The sequence below is a fragment of the Flavobacterium okayamense genome (genome assembly GCF_019702945.1).
Lineage (GTDB): Bacteria > Bacteroidota > Bacteroidia > Flavobacteriales > Flavobacteriaceae > Flavobacterium > Flavobacterium okayamense.
Genome location: NZ_AP024749.1, coordinates 2,409,034 through 2,427,015 on the forward strand (window position 1 = coordinate 2,409,034; position 17,982 = coordinate 2,427,015).

Genomic DNA, 17,982 nt, shown 5'->3' on the forward strand with positions numbered 1-17,982 from the left:
GTTTTAATTTAATAGGTTTGATATTTCTTCGTGAGCATTAGAATTGACGCCAAGGTTTGGCAAAATATCTTTCTTAATTTGTTGTTTAGACATTCCAAGTTTTAAAAGCTCATTAATTGATTTTACGATTTCATCAATTGATATACCATCCTTTTCTACATTTCCTGTAATTTCAACATTATCTACTTGACGTACTTTATTAATTAAGTTAGAACTCATTTTTAGTATAAAATTTAGTTCTGCTTTTTGCTTATTATTAAGCGATGATTTAAGTGATTTTAATAATGGAAAATCATCATTAATTCTAAGTAAAACTCCTTTATTTGAAGCAGTTTTATAAAATAATTGACTACTCTGCTCAGAAGGTTTTTGAGTAAAGGTTTTTAATCCGTGATTAAAATATTCTTTTTGTGCTTCCATTTTTAAGTCAACTATTGCTCTTAAAAAAGAATTTTTTAAATCATGTGGGATATTAATCTGAGATTTTGCTACATTTAGATGAAACAAATGATCCACTTTATTACCAATATCTATTTTTAATCTTCCTAATTGAAGTCTAGGCATTTTTTTTATTAATCCATTCCAGCCACCAAATAAAATTAATCTATCAGCTCTGTAAATATATAAACCTTCCATATCCATAAGACTTTTATTTTGAGGAGTCCATGGGTTAGAATTTTCTTTAGTTTCTTTAATACTAGTATTAGGTAATACAAAACCTTGAATTTTTACAATGTCCTCTCCAAATTCTTTTTGTAGAGGTTCTAATGCTCTTAAGTTTGAATTTTCAATAGGAAAAGGGTTAAAAGGTTTAACCATTGTATTATTAATTCTAATATCTAATCGATTTGTTTCCCTTTCTATAAATTTATGAAAGACTATCGACAGATATTCACTTGTTGTATTTGTAATTTCTTCTTTGAGTGCGTTTTGCTTGTTTTTTACATCTAAAAAATTTTCAAATTTGTATAAACCCCTCCAAACGATAATAGTATTTGGTATAAAATCGTTTGAACTATTAAGATGTGAATTTGAAATATTATTGTATTTATCTATAATATCAGAAATTTCATCTTCGGAATTAATTATTATTTCCCATTTTCCGGTATCTTTTAGATGTTTTACATCCCAAGTTAATCCAGAAAAAATGCTAGTTCCTTTCTTTCTTGATAAAACAGTAAAAGCTCTCGTTTGAGAAAATGAAGCCGTTTTTAGTCCTAAACCAAATCTTCCCAAATCATTTGATTCTCTTGAATCTTCGGGTGACTTACTAGGGAAATGCATATTTCTTTTTAAAGTTTCTTTACTCATTCCGTCTCCATTATCACTTAAAAAAAGGGTAAACGGTTCTTCTTCTATATTAGTTAATACTTCAATTCTTGATGCATTAGCTGTAATGGAATTATCCATTAAATCAGCTAAAGCAGTTTCTAAACTATAACCTTGTTCAGCAATAGATTTAATTAGAAATTCAGGATTAGGATTTGCTAATTCAAAATTCTGATTTCTTTCATTCATAACATTTCCTTTATTTTATTTGCAATACCTTCAGCCATGAGAACAGGTACCGCATTTCCAATTTGTTTGAATGCTGCTGTTCTACTAGATTCAAAAAAGTAATCATCTGGAAAAGATTGTATTCTGGCTGCTTCTCTTACAGTAATTGATCTATTTTGTTCAATATCAGGATGAATATAATAATGTCCATCAGCACAAATATGTGCAACAACAGTATGAGATATTCCTTTATGATTTACAACTTGAAATCGATTTGAAAATGTTTTTGTATTACTATGTTTAATTAATCTCGCAGGCAATTCACCGTAATTTAATCTTTTATTTTCTTTAATCCATTTTTCAACAGCTATTCTGTAAATTTCTAAATCATTTTCATTATTAAATCTTGCTATATGTTGCGTTGTAAAATCTATACCGTTCCTTATTCTTGTTGAATCTAAGTAAACATTTGTTTTTTTTGTATATTTAGAAACATTCCATTCACCTTGTCCACTTTTTAGTTTTGGTAAGTCCGAAAAAAGATGTTTCAAAACTTCAAATTGCACTTCTTTTTCCTCAAATTTTGGATACTGTAATTTTAAGTCTTTTCGCCAGCCAATTATTATTACTCTTTTTCTATCTTGTAAAACATTAAAATTTTTAGCATTCAAAACTTGCTTTTCAAGTTCATAGCCTTCTTTTTTTACTGCCTTAAATATTTTCTCTAAGTACTCCCCATTACTAGCAGAGAGAATACCCGGTACATTCTCAAAAACAAACATCTTTGGTTTATATCGGCTTAGAAATTTGACATAATGTTTGTAAAGATGATTTCTTGGATCATCTTCCATGTTTTTTCTAGCTCTTCCAGCTACAGAATAAGCTTGACATGGAGGACCTCCAATAACTAAATCTACATCTTGTCCGTTCAATTCATTGTCAATAATATTAAATATATCAGGAAGTGTTTTGGGAGAAATTTCTTTATTAATTACAGATTTGATTAAATGAGTTGGAATTTTACTCCATAACTCTTCTCTTGAAATATTTCCTTTCAAATATTTGTAGTATTCATCAATTCTATTATTCTCTTTTAGAAAATGAAAAGCAGTTCTAGTTCGTAAAGTATCACATGCATCTTTATTCATTTCAACATGAGCAATAGGAGTAAAACCAGTCCTAATAAAGCCTTCAGATAATCCACCAGCTCCAGCAAATAAATCAATAAAATTTAGTTTTCTCATTTATGATAATATGATTATTATAATTGTAAAAATAACAAATATCAAAATTTAAAATATTTTATAATAAAATAGTAATTCAAAACTTATGAACGATTTTGAATAGCTAAAATAAAAAACATAAGTTAAAAACGATTACGAAAAACCACATTCCAGGTTAAAATTATTAACATAAAATGTGAATAAGTCAATATAAGTTATTTTTTGAATTATAATTTCTAAAGTAAGAATTAATTTGGCGTTTGAAACTTATTAAGTTTGCTAAAATCACCTTTTATTCCTAGATTATTTTAATACTGCTCTAATAAATATAAGCAAACATTCATTATATTTCACATGCTAATAAATGATTTTCATATTATTATTTCTCAATCTCTACAGATAATTATATGTTTAACTATATAAATACTATTTTTTCATTTTATTCGTTTTTATTGAAATCTCGTGTTTATGAAAAAATCAATTTTATTTCCAGCATTCCTTCTGTCAATGTTATCAATAACAAGCTGCAAGCAAGAAGAGAATAAAAATATTCAAAACAATGCTGAAGAAGAATTTATTTCTTTAGTTCCTCCTATTAAAGAAGCTGATATTAAATTCGAAGAATTTAAAATTGATCCGTCAAATGACACTATAATCTATCATAGTAGTGGAACCGAAATTAATATACCTAAAAATGCTTTTCTTAATGCAAAAGGAGAAGTGATTAAAGAAAAAGTTGACTTAAAATTTAGAACTTTTTCGAACCCATTGGAAACTTATTTAGCAGGAATACCAATGACCTACAGCATGGAAAATGGAGAAGAAATGGTATTTGAATCGGCTGGTATGTTTGAGATAGATGCTTATTTACCGGAGGAAAAGGTTTATGTAAACCCCAATAACAAAATAAGTGTTTCAATGGTAAGCTTTACCAAAGAAGATAATTTTAAAACCTATGATTTAGATCCAAATTCACAAAAATGGGTAGAAACAGGGAAAGATAAAATTACTGAGACTTCTAAAGAAGATGCATTGAAAAATGCTCCAAAAATGCCTGAGCCACCAAGAAAAGCTGGAAAATTTGCCTTTCAAATTGAAGATGTTTACAACACGGAAAATAGCTTAAAAGATTATAAAAATGTTTGGTTTGAACCAATTGATGGAAAAGAAGTTGGTTTCGATAGTAAAGATATATTAGTCAAAGATTTAAAAAATGGCACTTATGAAATAACTTTTGTTCCATGGACTACTACATCTGAAAAACTTCGAAATAAAACGGTTTGTGTTTTAGCATTTAAAGATGATGAAAGTTACAGTAATGCTATGAATGCTTATCAAAAGAAATATGAAAATCAAATTAAAATTGCCCAAAAAGAGCGTGACAAGATAGAGAGAGAATGGAATGCTTATGAGAAAGAATTGAGAGTATACAATACTTTTATGGCAAAAAAATCGGTAGAAGGTTTAAGTTTTGAAAGAAGAATTACTCGCACAATGCAAATAAATAATTTTGGTTTTGTGAATTGTGATTATCCTTCTAGTTATCCTTCTGGTGCTAAAATTCATGCAATTTATGTAGATTCTAACAACAAGGAAATAAAACTACATGACATTGTAATGATTGAAAAAGGAAGGAATGCATTATATCGATATATGTCTAAAATCCGTTTTAATCCTAAAAAAGAAAATCTTCTTTGGGGCATTACAAATGATGGAAAACTTGCCTATTTCACAACTGAAGATTTTAATAAAATAGATTTATCAAAAAAAGAAGCAATTTTCAAAATGAGAATTCATCCAACGGAATTAAAAACTTATGATGAAATCATGAGCGTTTTGTTTCCAAATAAATAATAAAAATCAATTTCATCATTTAACTAAAAAATGCATGCTTAGCAATGCGTTTTGCGTTTTCAATTTTATCTACTTTTACATAACTTAGAAAAAACTTTCTTATTTAAGGTCACTAATAATCAAAAAGCCCTTCAATTGAAGGGCTTTTTGATTATTACATAACTTCAATTAATTTTGAGTGTAATTCATTTACATTTTCTTCTATAATTACTAATTGATTAATTTTTGAATCGAATTCTTCTTGGTATTTTGAATTAGAAAATTCTACAAAATTTAAATCACTTGACTTCCATTTTTTATCCTTAGTAAATTCTAAAATTTCAACCATCTTTTCACCATACTTAATATGATTATCAATGTATGGTATAAACACAATACCTTGTTTTTTTATTTTTTTTCTAAGTGATGTTGTCATTTTATTTGCAAAATCATCATTAATCCCGTTATTCTCAATAATCGCGTTTAACCTATTCATTCTTTGCTGAAAGAAATCTTTATACCTATTTGATGCTTTAATATAATCCTGAGCAATTTCTATTTGTGATTCAAATTCTCCTTCATTTTTCAAAACATTAAAATTAAAAAAAGCATCATCATTAATTTTATAATAAGCATCATTCCATAAGTTAGCTTCATCAATAGATTCATTTAAAAAAGCTTTTAAACTGATATAAAGTTTCTTTTCATTTCCACTTGAATCATCAATTAACTCATCAATTCCTTTTTCTAAAGAAACGGCAAAAGAATCTAAAGCTTCATTCCCTTGAAGTGAATCATTCTTAATATCATCTTTATATTTTTCAATAGCTTGTCTAATATCAACTTTATTTTCTTTTCTGGAATTTATAGTTCTGCTAAATTCACCTAATTGTCCAAATAACATTAATAGTATTAAAACATTAAAAGTATAACTTCCTCCATTTTCTTTTCTACCTAAAATAAACCAAAATATAACTCCAAATAGAGATGCAAAAATTAAGAATCCGATACTTAAACCAATACAATTTCCAATAAATTCAGGAAAATTCTCAAAAGTTAGTAACCTTAACAATGAAGCTAATATTATGGCTATTATGTAAAATATCCAATTAAATTTAGTAATCTTATATGGAAACTTTTTTCTTTGTATTTCTTCAAATTCACTCATAATAATTTATTAATCTATCAAAAATATAGTTAATTAATTTTTAACAATAAAAATTCAGATTAAGTTAAAGATCCTATTTTAAACTATATCAGTTCAAATATATCTAAAAAAATGAGTCGATTATAATGTTTAATCGGCTCAAAGTATTTTAAAACAGAATAAATTAGTAATTATTTTACTTAATTAGAACATTAAGAATTTGATGTTCAGTAGCTAAAATTTTTATTTGTATACTATTTATATTTTGCTTTTAGTTGCACAAAAACATCTTGATTACCGTGATATTTTTCTCCAAATTTAATATCAATTTGATAATCGATTTTATAGAGTTGAAGTACCTCATCTAAATTAATTTTCTTTTTTTGAGCTAATTTAAATTCTTGTAAGTGATTATTTAAAGTTCCGAAAGCTAATCCTAAAGGAGCAATCCCCACACCCATAATTATTAATGGAACTGTAGATATTACACCTTTATCTAAAATAAATTTTCCTAATAAATACCCTCCAATGATAACAGTTAACCCTATAATTAAAAAGACAACAAAATAAATATAGGTTAAAAGTTTCTCGCTTTTAATTTTTTCATATTTGACATTTATCTCTTTTAACTTATTTTCAAATTTATCATTTAGTTCAATTTTAATACACGTTTTATTAAAGCTAGGTTTTTTATCTGTTAAACTACAAGTAGTCCCAGTTTTAATATTGTATTTTTGAAGATCACATAGCTCGCAATGTTTTGTTAGATTCATTAGCTAAATAATTATACGTTTTCAAAAAATTGAACCGCAAATGAACAAAAATCAACAATTACTTCTTTGTCTAAATCAAATTCTTTACGATTTCCAAGATAGTTTTTTGAAGTTGGAGAAATTTCTTTACCATCGAGTAATTCAGTTACAGTAATACATTTAATATGTTTTTTAGATACTAATATTATAAAAGCATTCTCATAAGGATAATCTTTTGGCAAGTCCTTTTGTTTAAATTCTCCACTTGCTCTAAATTTAACTTCAATAAAATAAACAGATTTAGTTTTTGGATCTTGGATTACAAAATCAGGCATTCTCCTGATTTCTTGAGCAACATCGGAACGAACTCCTTTTAATAGTTCCATTATACCAGGAATTGTGTTTTCCATTCCGTATCTAAAAACATTATAGCCTAAACTCAAAAAAAGCTCTTGGATTAAAGTCTCAGCAATTCTTCCTTTAATCATTCCAAAACGATAATTAAAATCCTTATCATTTAATCCTTTAGGCTGATCTTTTTCAGGAATATCATCAACTATATTATTTTGACTTTTGTAACAACTAAAACATAAACCACCATTAAATTTTGTATAACTTCCACATTCGATACATTCTGCCATTTAAATTATTTTTAATTAAATATTTACTTACAATTAATATTTTTTGAAAATAAAAAATTCATTTTAAAAAATACTGTTTAAAAATAAAAATTATGAGGTAAATAAAAAATGGTTAGAGGTAATACAAGTTTTATGGTTAAGTTTTTCATCGGATTAACCTACAATTTCATTTATTAATTCTTCAAATCTATAAATATCGTTTTTTGTCATTTCCTTTTTGGTTTTGAAAAATAAATTCCCTTCGAAATATTCAATATCTAAACCTGCTATTTCTGAAACTTTTTCAAATAATTGAAATAATTGAATTTCATGAAAAGTTTTCTTTATCGATTCACAATGATAGGAACCAAATGCTTTCAATTCAATTGAATTTAACTTAAGTAAATTTTCTTCAACTTTTGTTTTTTCTGTTAAAATATAATGACCTGAAAAATCTAGATTTTTTATCCAACAGAACAATTGATTAGTCCTACTAAATTGCATATCTCCTAAAGAAACTGCAATAAAACCAATAGTAACATTTTTCTCATATTTTGTTATAGATTCAAAAAAATACCATTCTTTGTATTTGGTAAACATATTTATGCTTTCAAACAATTCAATGTCTGAATCAACTAATTCAATGTTTTTGTAATTTAGTTCTTCTTTGTAATACTCACCTATTTCTTTAAAAGCTCTATATTCATCTGTTATAAAAGGGTCTTCTTCTTCATTATAATATTCTACTTCCTCAGGATTCCAAATTCCTGACTCAGCTTGCTCTAAAGTTAATTTAGCTCCTGTTTCTGGATCAATTATAAATTCATCCTCTAAACTTTTTTTCAAATTTTTAAAATATTGCTTTTCAGATTCTGAGCTTTTAAATAAAAAATAAAAACCAATTACTAATACAATTGCTACAATTATTATGAGAACAAATGATGAATTCATATTATAAACTTTTAGATATATAATTTATTCTTCAATAATAGTAAAACAAATCCAAAAAAATAAGAGCCGATTCAAAAATAAATCGGCTCTCTTCTACTTCACAAAAATCTCACGTAACTGTTCAATGACGTTTCCACTTCCTGAAATGGTAATTTCTCCAATTCGATCTGCGATTTTCTCTACATATTCCATTTCTTTCAATTTCCACAACATTTCGTTTTCTTCCATCAATTTAGCCGTATTTAACATGCTACGCATAGCTGCTGTTTCTTCACGACGCATAATGCTATTGGCTTGTGCTTTTTTCTCAGCAACCAAAACTTGGTTCATGATTTCTTTCATATCACCTGGCAAAATAACATCACGAATACCTGCTTCATTAATTTTTACTCCTAAAGCAGCAGCTTTTACACGAGTATCTTCTAAGATAATTTCGGCAATGCTTTCTTTTTTACTCAATAATTCATCTAATGTGAATCCGCCAACAAAAGCACGCAACGCTAACTGCATTAAAACATACAATTGTTTTTCATAGTCTTTGTTATCAACAACTGCTTTGATAATATCCGTTACTTTGTAGTTTACAAAGAAATTGATACGCAATGCAGCTTTATCTTTAGTCAACAATTCTTGACCTGAAATTTCCATTTGTTTTTGACGCATATCTACATTGATTACATCAATTGGAATGGCGTTATTCCAGAAGTAGTAAGTTCCAGCTGTTAATTCTTTAACGAATTTACCGTTCACGAACAACAAACCTTTTTCATAGTTAAAAACTTGAAATTTACGTGTGTACATTCGCAATTTGATGTTCTCTAATAAAGCGGTAGCAATGCTTTCAGTAATTTCAACTTTTGTTAAATCTACTTTTACGAATTCATTTTTCAAATAACCTTTCCAGAAAGCGTAACGCCCTGTTTGCAATACTTCTTTAAACATTCCGTTTGTGTAGTACAACGCAATTTCGTTATCACCTACTTCTACTACTTCTAACATTGAAGCCAATTCTTCATTTTCCAATAAAATATTCAATTCTATTGGCGCAACAAATGATTGCTTCATTTCAAAGATTTTAACTTCTTTATTTCCAAAAATCCAGTATTCTCCTTCTCGTAATACTTTTACCAACTTACCACGTTCAAATACCAAACCTACTTGGTAAGCGTTAATAGTAATTAATTTAATCATCTCTTTATATTTTTAAAATTTTAATATTTTTTTAAAAGAAAACTTTCGGTTTTTATCCTTAACCCAAAACGGAAAAAGGTTAGTTAACAGAAGCATTCGAATGGTTAACTGTTTTGTTTTATTCTTTCACGGAGAACTAATAATCACACAGAAAAGCAAAAGAACGGTTTTGAAAACGAAGCCCTTTTCAGGTTTCTTCGTAAGTGTTTCGCTATTTCGAAAAATGTTGAAACTGATAAAAACCAAAATGTTTTCATTTTTTTAGGTACTATTTTTAAGAGTTGTACTTCTCTGTTTGAACAGATTTTGAGTCTGTTGGTGACAACCACTGTCAAATGCAAACCAAAATTGCATGTAGGATTCGAACCTACGCTTTCTATTGTTCTAACCGGACTGAACTATCTCGTTATAGCGAGAGTGGGACTCGAACCCACGACCCATAGAGTGTAGATCGTTTTTTGGAAAACAACCTCAAACCTCCAAGCCAAGTTGCATACTACTACTTCATACGCTTTTGCGCAAAGAGTAACACATTAGTGCTATACAGAAACACCCAACAGGACTTGCTTGATATTTTTATTTTAGAGTAAAGTATTTAAACTTCATCTCTTCAAATATTCCTTTATCATTTATTTGTTTAACAATCGTATTTTTTAAACTAATTTCTATGTAATACGATGTGTAACAATCTGAAAACTCTGTAGCTACTTCATGATTATTTGAACAAACTTTATTGTACCCATATGAACCATCACTTCCACAACATCCATAAAACCTACTTGAATCTGCGTGATCTTTTAATAATGATTGTTTTCTATTAACTAGAATTGACAACATCGAATTGTTTTTAAAAAACACAAACTTACCTTCAGGTATAGCTTCAGCTTCATCTGGAAAATAAATTTTATCCTGAGGAATTTCTAGTAAATCTTCAGTTAGTCTTATCTTACATTTTCTACAATAAATTCTAATTGTTTTCATTTTGAATTTTCATTTTTCAAAGATTCAAAACATACTACGCAATTATTTTGCGTAGTATAAAAAAAATTATAATCCCATATTTTTTTGATGTTCTTTATCTCGTACATCTATGGCTCCAAAAGGACTTCCTTTGAAATAACCAATATTTACAAATCCGTTTTCTTCTGTAATTAAGGATTCTTTTTTGGTGATTGCTCCCGTATACTTTGAACCATATTGACCTGTAATTTTTTTCGTTGCAGGATCAACATCACCCCATTGTGGTGTCTTACCATTGTAAAGTGGTTCTACAAAATAGATGATTCCAGTAATTCTCGACTTCATCAAAAATCTACCTGTTTCATCCGTATTGGTTAGAAATCGTTTTAAAATGTCTTGTCTCATCTTCTTTTGATTTAAATTAAACTTCATTTTAGTGGAACAGATTCGAATCGAACGAATACCTTATGTGCTTCAAACATACGTGCAACACCAAGTACACCAATGTTCCATTTTGTACAGGAAGAGAGAGTCGAACTCTCAAAATTCAGATTCTAAGTCTGACGCGTCTACCAGTTTCGCCATTCCTGCAATTTGTGGAAGTAGTAGGATTATTCATGAGTTATTATTTTTAAATTGAATTCATGAATGTTTCACATTTCGAACCTACTCAGTCTTAAGACAACGGTGTTTAGCTCGTTGTTTATAATATTTATTGACTCGCTGAATGAGTGAACTCATTTCAGCCGCTTCAGCTCTCCTACTCTGACGTACTTCCAAATTTGTCTGGGAAACAGGACTGTTCACTTATACTATTTTTTTAAGTGTTCACGAATGCTTCGCATTTCGACCTGTAACCTTCCCGCTTAAGCGGGACAAACAGCCAATCGTTATCTTCCCAGTTTTGGGTGTTTTCGGGAATCGAACCCTGTTCTTTGAATTCACAGTTCAATGCTTTACCAAATAAGCTAAAAACACCATTTGCGGCTTATACGGGATTACTCAGTTTACTATTTAGCCTAAGGATTTCGTGAATGCTAAAGCATTTCGAACCCGTTTCTCCCGAGAGACAGTCGGGAAGGTTAGCCAGTAGCCCAATAAGCCAGTCCCTTTCTAAAGACTCGTGTAATTCCGTCAGGATTCGAACCTGAGACCCATCGCTTAAAAGGCGATTGCTCTAACCAACTGAGCTACGAAATTATTTGTGATTCTGTTAGGATTCGAACCTAAAACCCTTCGCTTCGTAGGCGAACACTCTTTCCAGTTGAGCTACAGAATCTTGCGGAGAGCAAGGGAATTGAACCCTCATTACTTTTTGAGTAAACCGTTTAGCAGACGGACGTAACAAACCAATATTTACCTACTCTCCAAAATGTTGTGCATAAAAAAAGCACCTCTTTTGAAGGTGCTCCATAACAATACAATAGTATATAACTATCTATTCCCTAAATGGAGGCACCAATTTATAATAACTATAAAAACTCGGACGATTAAGTCTTACTAAAGCTGGTTTTGCTTTCATATCTACTAGTGTTATATGTTTAAAATCTCGTTTCATTTTATTTTTATTAAAAGAATTTTTTATTTCTGTCAACTGATCACTAAAAACTGTCAACTGATTTCTGGGGCAAAGATAAAGTCAAAAAAAACTAACTTCCAAATATTTTTTAAATTTATTTTATTGATTTTCAGATAGTTATATTAAAATTTAAACAATAGAATTCCTGTCCGTTTTTCAACAGATACTCTAAAATTTGCAAATGACTGTCTCTCATTTGGTTACTCATTTTCGATTATTTCAGCTCGGGTTTACTTCGCATCCAATATTTTTTTAATTATTTTCATTTTTTTTCATTTTTGTCACACTGTAAGTGTCCCATTTTTATAATTATTACTGTTTTCACTTCGTTTTTGAACATAAAAAAAGCGTCCTTTTGGAAAAAAGGACGCTTTGAAATATAATATAATCGTTTACTTTAACGCATACGTAATGATACAAAACACCCTTTTCGTTTACGAGGAAAATCTCCTCCTAAGCGATAAACTGACTTTATAAGTGCAATACTATGTGTGTTTTGTGTTCTCATTTCGAGGGCAAATATACTAGAAATACTGAATTTTTAAATAATGAAGTGCTACTTTTTCAATATCATCATATAATTTAAAAACAATATAGTACCAATTTTTATCTGGAACATCAACAGTAAAAACATCTCCTTTTTTATGCTTTTTAACTGCTTCACGAAAAGTTGACTCTACTCCTAGTTCATCAATCCAGCCAAAATTACCTCCAGGTTTAACATTACGATCCATTGTAAATTCAGCTACTAATTCATCTGATGTAGCTCCTTTTTTATATAGCTCTAAAATTTCATTTCGCTTTACATCAATAGCATCTTTTGAAAGTTGACTTCCATCAAAGAAAATATAGTTTAGTTTCATTTCAACAATTGGTTTTGCTTCTAAAAACTTCTGTTGTTCACGTTCCTTTTTTATATTTATTTGATCTTTATAAAATGCTATACTATCTTTTGTAGTAGGAATGTATTCTATCATTGCAAATACATTTGGATTGTCTTTAATAAAAACTTGGGCATCTGACATTGAATTTACTTTACTTAAATCAATGTCTTGCGCAAACATATTTGAAAATGTAATCAAAAATAGTATTGTTAAAATTCGTTTCATTTTATTTTTTGTTAATTATATAATTCTTTACGCATTTCTACTAAAATAGCTATTATTTTCTCAATATCGGGTGTTTCTTGTAATGTTGAAGTGTTATAAAAATCTTCTATTGAAGCAATTAAATCATCTGCTTTTTGTAACAACGCATCATATTCCATTTCGCCTGCTTTTATGGCTAATAATTCTTCACGGTTGGAAACTCGAATATTCAAATTCCCTGTTGCTAAAATTTGTTCAGCAGTTTGTAACAAGCGAATGGTATGCATCATGTTTTTACTGTCATAATTTTTACCGTGCTGCTGATTAGTATTATAGCGTTCCTCATTTCGTTTTTCTATCCAGTCCCAATATTCCGCATATTCTTTACAATATTTAGAATAGCCTTCTAAATTGCAAGACAAATACCCAGTGGGTTCCTCTCCTTTTGGAATAGATGACAACGAAACTTCATTAGACAATTCATTTTTAATAATGCCTCGATAACCCAAGGTTTTATCAGCATCATAAAACAAAGCATAAATTCCTTTTGCATTAGGAACGTTAATTAAACCACATTGCTCCTGATACAAATTGTTTTTCTCCAACCATTTTGACAGCGGAACCGAATCGTAACCGTTTAAAATAGCACAAAAATCCAACAGGCTTTTGCGTTCTTTTGCCATTGGATTCACAATTTTCTTTTTTAAACCGCGCGCTTTTTTAATTTGTGTCATGGCGTAACCGGCAAAACTATCTTTGCATAATTTTGACAAGAAATCGTGCAATTGCAAACGCTCCATTAAGGGATGTTTATATAAAATACAATCCTCTGGTGAAGCTAAAATTTCTAAAATATTTGGGTTATTTTTAAGCAACAACTCCACAAAACGACCCAACTCATAATACACCTCATCATTGGTTTCGTTACTGATTTGCGTAATATACTGCAACCCATAAAACTGTTCTTTAGGTAAATAATATACGCCTTTAATATCCGTATCAGAAGTTGGCGTATTTAAACCAAACGACTTACTGCCCGAAATGACTTCGAAAAGAATAAGATTTTGGGATTTGAGGTCTTGGATGGTCATTTTGTTTTAAAGTTTAACCCAAGCCTATCATCTTTCCAATCACATTGAGACAACTCTTCGATAAACGGACAACCTCCCATACAAGTTTTTTGAAAAGAACAAGAAGTACATCCATTATTCAAAATATTATTTCTATACTTTTTGAAAAATTCATTATTCTGCCATATATCCAACATACTAACTTCTCTTAAATCTCCATACCAATTATTATTTGTCATAAATGAGCAAGGCATCATTCTTAAATTTTCATCAATAAAAGCAGAAAATCTTCCAGCATCACAACCTTCATAAAAATTAGAATTTACATCAAGATATTTTACGACTCCAGAAATACTACAACTATCAAAACCTATTTTAAGAACATTTTTATTAAGCCCAACTAAACTATAAAATTCCTTAATTTTTTCAGTATCTTTTAGCAATAATGACAAATCAGGCTTTCTACCTATAGGCTTATAATTCAAAAAAATAAGTGAATTAATTCCTTTAAGAAAAGAAGGCGGATTTTTCAACCAAGAAATCGCAGTATCAATACTTTTACTATCAGTAACAAAATGTACGTTCGCTTTTATATCATACTCAAATAGTTTTTCAAGATGGCTTCTGAATTCAGAATAGGGTTCATAGGCGCTAATAGCTACCGAGCCACAAAATTCTTTAGTAGCTTTTAATATCTCAGGAGTTAATCCTCTTCCATTTGTAGTATAACAAGGAACTATTCCATATTTAACAGTAGTTTCTAAAATTTCAATAAATTCAGGATGTTGATTCGGATTTCCACCTCCTAGCGCAACTTGAAATACATCAAGTTCTTTAGCTTGTTTCATTATAAAATCATAATCACTTAAGCTCATATGGCTCCCTCTAGTAGTCGATTTTCTATAACAGAAACTACAGCCTTGATCACACCAATTAGTTATACTAATATCCAAAAGTTCAGGACCGTGTTTTGCCCAAAGAGGTTCAGGAAAACCTTTGTCCTCAGCACGTACAAAATAGCCAGTTTTTTTATTAAATATAACTGAGTAGTTTTGGTCAGGATATTTCTTGTATATTATATTTACGCTACCATGCATTTTCTTGAGCATTTATATAAAGATTACCATTTTCATTTTCAATAATAAATTCATCAGTACAAAAAAAACATTCTATTTCATTTGTATCACTGCTTAATGAACCCGCATAAACATTTTTTCCTTTAGATTCAGCCTCTAATATTAAAGGCAATAATTCTTTACCATTTTTCCAAAAATAACTCTCTACAAAATTTTCAAAATTATCATAACCTCTTCTGTTCTCGGTAAACACTTGTCTTATAGGTGTCATATCTTCTTTAAAAGAATTAAATAGTTCTTGGTATATGTCAAGAAATTCAGAATCTCCTTTAATTCCAACAGCTTCAATAAATTCCTTAAAATTGAATTCTCCATCAGAAATTATTACGAATGATGTTGAGGAGCTATTGGTTACAAAGTCATATCTTATTTTCATTTATTTTGTTTTAAAACATTCATAATTCGTTTATACATAGGTTCAGAAGTAATAAACTGTGGGATAGTATAGTCCCCATAAGAATGATCATCCTTTTTAAAAATTCTACAATGCGGATTCTTTTTCTTTTTCTTCATTAATCTTTCTATGTCTTTAACTTCAACATTATATTTTTTGTACAGATAGTTTTCAAAACTTTCATATTCAAAAGAATAGTATTTTTCAAATTCGCTTTCTAAATCAATCAATTCAGAATATATCGAGTTATGAATTCTTGTGAACATATTTAATGCATATCCTTTCTCTGCACCTACAATTTCTAAAAAAGTTTTTAAAGAAAGGCTAGGGTTAATCAACCAAAACGATTTATAAAAATCATACGCTAATTTCATATCTTTTCAAAAATTTGGTTATTTCTAATTTTAGGCTTTCATTTTTTGACGTTAAAGCTCTCTTTATCTGATCCTTTCCGTGACTAAGGTATCTAAAACAATACCTTTCATATAATTCTTTAATGTCATAACTATAATTATTTAAAAACATATAAAGCAATAATTCAAAAAGTTTATGTTGAGAATCAGTTTCTACAATCGTATTATTCAATTTTTCATCTAGTATTTTTACAATTTCTTCCTGATTTATTTTTAAATAGCTAAAACTACTTTCTCCAAATACATTAACAAAATTTTCTCTATACTCTTCCTCGTTCATTTCTCGAATAGAATCAAAGAGAAAATCAATACTAAAAACCTGATTATCCCTTCTATTTATAAGATCTACAAAAATTTTTTTCTTTTTGAAATCAGCATCAAATAAAATCTCCTTAAATATTTTTTTATCATCATCAGAGATAAGCTCATCTTTAATGTTAAAAACACATCTCGAAAAGACATTTTTATACCATTCTTGGTTATTTATTACCAATTTTAATGCTTCGTCAGTACTTCTTTTAGATTTATAAAATAAAAATGTACTACACCCTTCTATCAAAGGCGAGTCTTTATGTAAATCTTTTAAAAATTCAAGGAACTTATCCTTAGCCTTTACATAAAGTTCTGAAATTAAAAAGTCGGAGATTAAAAAATCTCTGAATTCGTCAAAAGTAAAATTCACTACTTCTGTTGGACTAAACACGTTGTTTTCAGATTCAATTAAATCTCTTTTTATCAAAATATTTTCATCTAAGAATCTCACATAAATTTCTTTTTCTGAAGGAGTATCTATAATTTCATCTAAAACAATATTTACGTATTGCTTTTTTTCAATCATTTTAGCAATTACCTTTTTTATAAATTTTTTAATATCAATAGAGCCACTAATTTGACCAGCATTAATGTCATTTAACATTAAATTGATTTGCTCAGATTTTCTATCGTAGTAATAAGTAAATAGCTCTTCTTTATAGATATTATCAATTGTGTCTAATTCTTTACCTTGATAAGTTTCACAAAAAATTCGAAGAAGTAAAAAATTAGAAAGTAATTGATCTTTTACTTCTCTATTGATACTCTTGTATTTTATCTTAAAATTTTCAATATAGATTTTAAACAATTTCTTTTTTATATTCCTATCAATATTACGTTTCATCAAACTATCGATAACTATCATATCGTTTGAAAAGGTAGATTTTTCAAGATTAGTAAAGTTATCTTTATAATACTCACTTCTACAACTTATAATAATCTTAACGAAATCATATTGCTGCATATCAGAAATAAATATTTCCAGATTTTTAGCAAATACTTTAGATTTATAATTTTCATTAATCCCATCAATTATTATAACAAAGTATTCTCCATTTTCCTTACTTATCTGTTTAGCTACATCTAAAATCTCTGAAAAATCTATATCATCATAATCAGGAAATATTCGTTTAATTATAGATTTTCTTATGTCATCTGCGCAAATTTCAATACCAGTTAAAAATACACTTAGTATCTTTTTCTTTAATAAAAAATTTTCGGTATAATCACACAAGAAATTAGTTTTTCCTTGACCAGCCATCTCAGTTATTAGTACAACATTTGATTTAAAAAAATCCAAGTCGTCAACTAAATCTCTAATTTTAATTTCAAAAGTTACTCTAATGTTATTTAATTCAGGATGTGAACAAATAATTCTTTTTTTAGAATCTAAATGTGCATGAAGGTCATCAAAAAACTCTTTAGCGTTGTTTACCGACAATTTTTTTTGGCGCAAAAGAAACGGTTCTATATCTAGATTAAAAAGTTCTAAATTCTTCTTGGCCAAAAAATCATTTAAATATCTAAAATCAAGAACTTTAATAACATCAAATAATTTTTCAGAATAAAAAATCGGAGACGAAAAATATCTCAAAAAATCTTTTTGATTTCCAGTTTCTATAAATGTATTTCTCAAATATTTTCCAGAATTAACTTGAGCTTTAATTTGTCTTATATTTAAGTTTGTTAATGCCTCAATAAGCTCAACCTTAGTGATTACTTTTTTATCACTAATAATTATAGTAGAATGCTTATTTCCTTTAACGCTAATAAATCTAAACGAAGGAAATTTAATGTTTTTAAAATTAAATTTCAT

General features: G+C 28.4%; 16 protein-coding genes and 6 tRNA genes. 1 reads left to right on the top strand and 21 read right to left on the bottom strand.

Annotation, left to right across the window (positions count from 1 at the left end):
- Positions 1 to 3 precede the first annotated feature (3 nt).
- Positions 4 to 1,518, bottom strand: a complete 1,515-nt coding sequence (locus KK2020170_RS11250) for an ATP-binding protein (RefSeq protein ID WP_221258427.1) — start codon at positions 1,516 to 1,518, stop codon at positions 4 to 6.
- Complete coding sequence (locus tag KK2020170_RS11255; protein ID WP_221258428.1) at positions 1,515 to 2,741, bottom strand: DNA cytosine methyltransferase; 1,227 nt, start codon at positions 2,739 to 2,741, stop codon at positions 1,515 to 1,517. The genes KK2020170_RS11250 and KK2020170_RS11255 overlap by 4 nt, the downstream gene beginning before the upstream one ends.
- A gap of 447 nt (positions 2,742 to 3,188) precedes the next feature.
- Between KK2020170_RS11255 and KK2020170_RS11260 the strand changes: the two genes are divergently transcribed.
- Positions 3,189 to 4,574 carry a hypothetical protein gene (locus KK2020170_RS11260; RefSeq protein ID WP_221258429.1) on the top strand — a complete coding sequence of 462 codons (1,386 nt, stop codon included), beginning with the start codon at positions 3,189 to 3,191 and terminating at the stop codon, positions 4,572 to 4,574.
- Positions 4,575 to 4,728: 154 nt separating this feature from the next.
- On the opposite strand, the gene KK2020170_RS11265 is transcribed toward KK2020170_RS11260, so the two are convergent.
- From KK2020170_RS11265 to KK2020170_RS11355, 19 genes are all read right to left on the bottom strand, one after another.
- Positions 4,729 to 5,721, bottom strand: a complete 993-nt coding sequence (locus tag KK2020170_RS11265; RefSeq protein WP_221258430.1) for a hypothetical protein — start codon at positions 5,719 to 5,721, stop codon at positions 4,729 to 4,731.
- A 233-nt stretch (positions 5,722 to 5,954) separates the two neighbouring features.
- Positions 5,955 to 6,473, bottom strand: a complete 519-nt coding sequence (locus KK2020170_RS11270) for a hypothetical protein (RefSeq protein ID WP_221258431.1) — start codon at positions 6,471 to 6,473, stop codon at positions 5,955 to 5,957.
- An 11-nt stretch (positions 6,474 to 6,484) separates the two neighbouring features.
- Entirely contained in the window at positions 6,485 to 7,093 is a 609-nt protein-coding gene (locus KK2020170_RS11275) for a hypothetical protein (RefSeq protein ID WP_221258432.1), read from the bottom strand.
- Between the two features lie 153 nt (positions 7,094 to 7,246).
- Positions 7,247 to 8,023 (bottom strand): hypothetical protein, encoded by a 777-nt coding sequence (locus tag KK2020170_RS11280; RefSeq protein ID WP_221258433.1) that lies wholly within the window; start codon positions 8,021 to 8,023, stop codon positions 7,247 to 7,249.
- A 93-nt stretch (positions 8,024 to 8,116) separates the two neighbouring features.
- A complete protein-coding gene (locus KK2020170_RS11285) occupies positions 8,117 to 9,214 on the bottom strand; it encodes a slipin family protein (protein ID WP_221258434.1) in 1,098 nt (365 codons plus the stop codon).
- Positions 9,215 to 9,790: 576 nt separating this feature from the next.
- Positions 9,791 to 10,195 carry a hypothetical protein gene (locus KK2020170_RS11290; RefSeq protein ID WP_221258435.1) on the bottom strand — a complete coding sequence of 135 codons (405 nt, stop codon included), beginning with the start codon at positions 10,193 to 10,195 and terminating at the stop codon, positions 9,791 to 9,793.
- A 66-nt stretch (positions 10,196 to 10,261) separates the two neighbouring features.
- Positions 10,262 to 10,579 (bottom strand): hypothetical protein, encoded by a 318-nt coding sequence (locus KK2020170_RS11295; protein ID WP_221258436.1) that lies wholly within the window; start codon positions 10,577 to 10,579, stop codon positions 10,262 to 10,264.
- A 32-nt stretch (positions 10,580 to 10,611) separates the two neighbouring features.
- Positions 10,612 to 10,685, bottom strand: a tRNA-Phe gene (locus KK2020170_RS11300).
- A 6-nt stretch (positions 10,686 to 10,691) separates the two neighbouring features.
- Positions 10,692 to 10,765 (bottom strand) — tRNA-Leu (locus tag KK2020170_RS11305).
- A gap of 316 nt (positions 10,766 to 11,081) precedes the next feature.
- Positions 11,082 to 11,152, bottom strand: a tRNA-His gene (locus KK2020170_RS11310).
- Between the two features lie 148 nt (positions 11,153 to 11,300).
- Positions 11,301 to 11,374, bottom strand: a tRNA-Lys gene (locus tag KK2020170_RS11315).
- Positions 11,375 to 11,379: 5 nt separating this feature from the next.
- Positions 11,380 to 11,453 (bottom strand) — tRNA-Arg (locus KK2020170_RS11320).
- Positions 11,454 to 11,456: 3 nt separating this feature from the next.
- Positions 11,457 to 11,543: transfer RNA gene (locus tag KK2020170_RS11325), tRNA-Ser, on the bottom strand.
- Between the two features lie 734 nt (positions 11,544 to 12,277).
- Positions 12,278 to 12,862 (bottom strand): peptidylprolyl isomerase, encoded by a 585-nt coding sequence (locus KK2020170_RS11330; protein WP_221258437.1) that lies wholly within the window; start codon positions 12,860 to 12,862, stop codon positions 12,278 to 12,280.
- A gap of 11 nt (positions 12,863 to 12,873) precedes the next feature.
- Entirely contained in the window at positions 12,874 to 13,932 is a 1,059-nt protein-coding gene (locus KK2020170_RS11335) for a nucleotidyltransferase domain-containing protein (RefSeq protein ID WP_221258438.1), read from the bottom strand.
- Positions 13,929 to 15,020: a radical SAM/SPASM domain-containing protein gene (locus tag KK2020170_RS11340; RefSeq protein ID WP_221258439.1), complete on the bottom strand. Its 1,092-nt coding sequence runs from the start codon at positions 15,018 to 15,020 to the stop codon at positions 13,929 to 13,931. The genes KK2020170_RS11335 and KK2020170_RS11340 overlap by 4 nt, the downstream gene beginning before the upstream one ends.
- The gene (locus KK2020170_RS11345) at positions 14,998 to 15,423 is read right to left on the bottom strand and encodes a hypothetical protein (protein ID WP_221258440.1); all 426 of its coding nucleotides are present in this window, start codon (positions 15,421 to 15,423) and stop codon (positions 14,998 to 15,000) included. The genes KK2020170_RS11340 and KK2020170_RS11345 overlap by 23 nt, the downstream gene beginning before the upstream one ends.
- Positions 15,420 to 15,815 carry a hypothetical protein gene (locus tag KK2020170_RS11350; RefSeq protein ID WP_221258441.1) on the bottom strand — a complete coding sequence of 132 codons (396 nt, stop codon included), beginning with the start codon at positions 15,813 to 15,815 and terminating at the stop codon, positions 15,420 to 15,422. The genes KK2020170_RS11345 and KK2020170_RS11350 overlap by 4 nt, the downstream gene beginning before the upstream one ends.
- Complete coding sequence (locus tag KK2020170_RS11355; RefSeq protein WP_221258442.1) at positions 15,799 to 17,982, bottom strand: NACHT domain-containing protein; 2,184 nt, start codon at positions 17,980 to 17,982, stop codon at positions 15,799 to 15,801. The genes KK2020170_RS11350 and KK2020170_RS11355 overlap by 17 nt, the downstream gene beginning before the upstream one ends.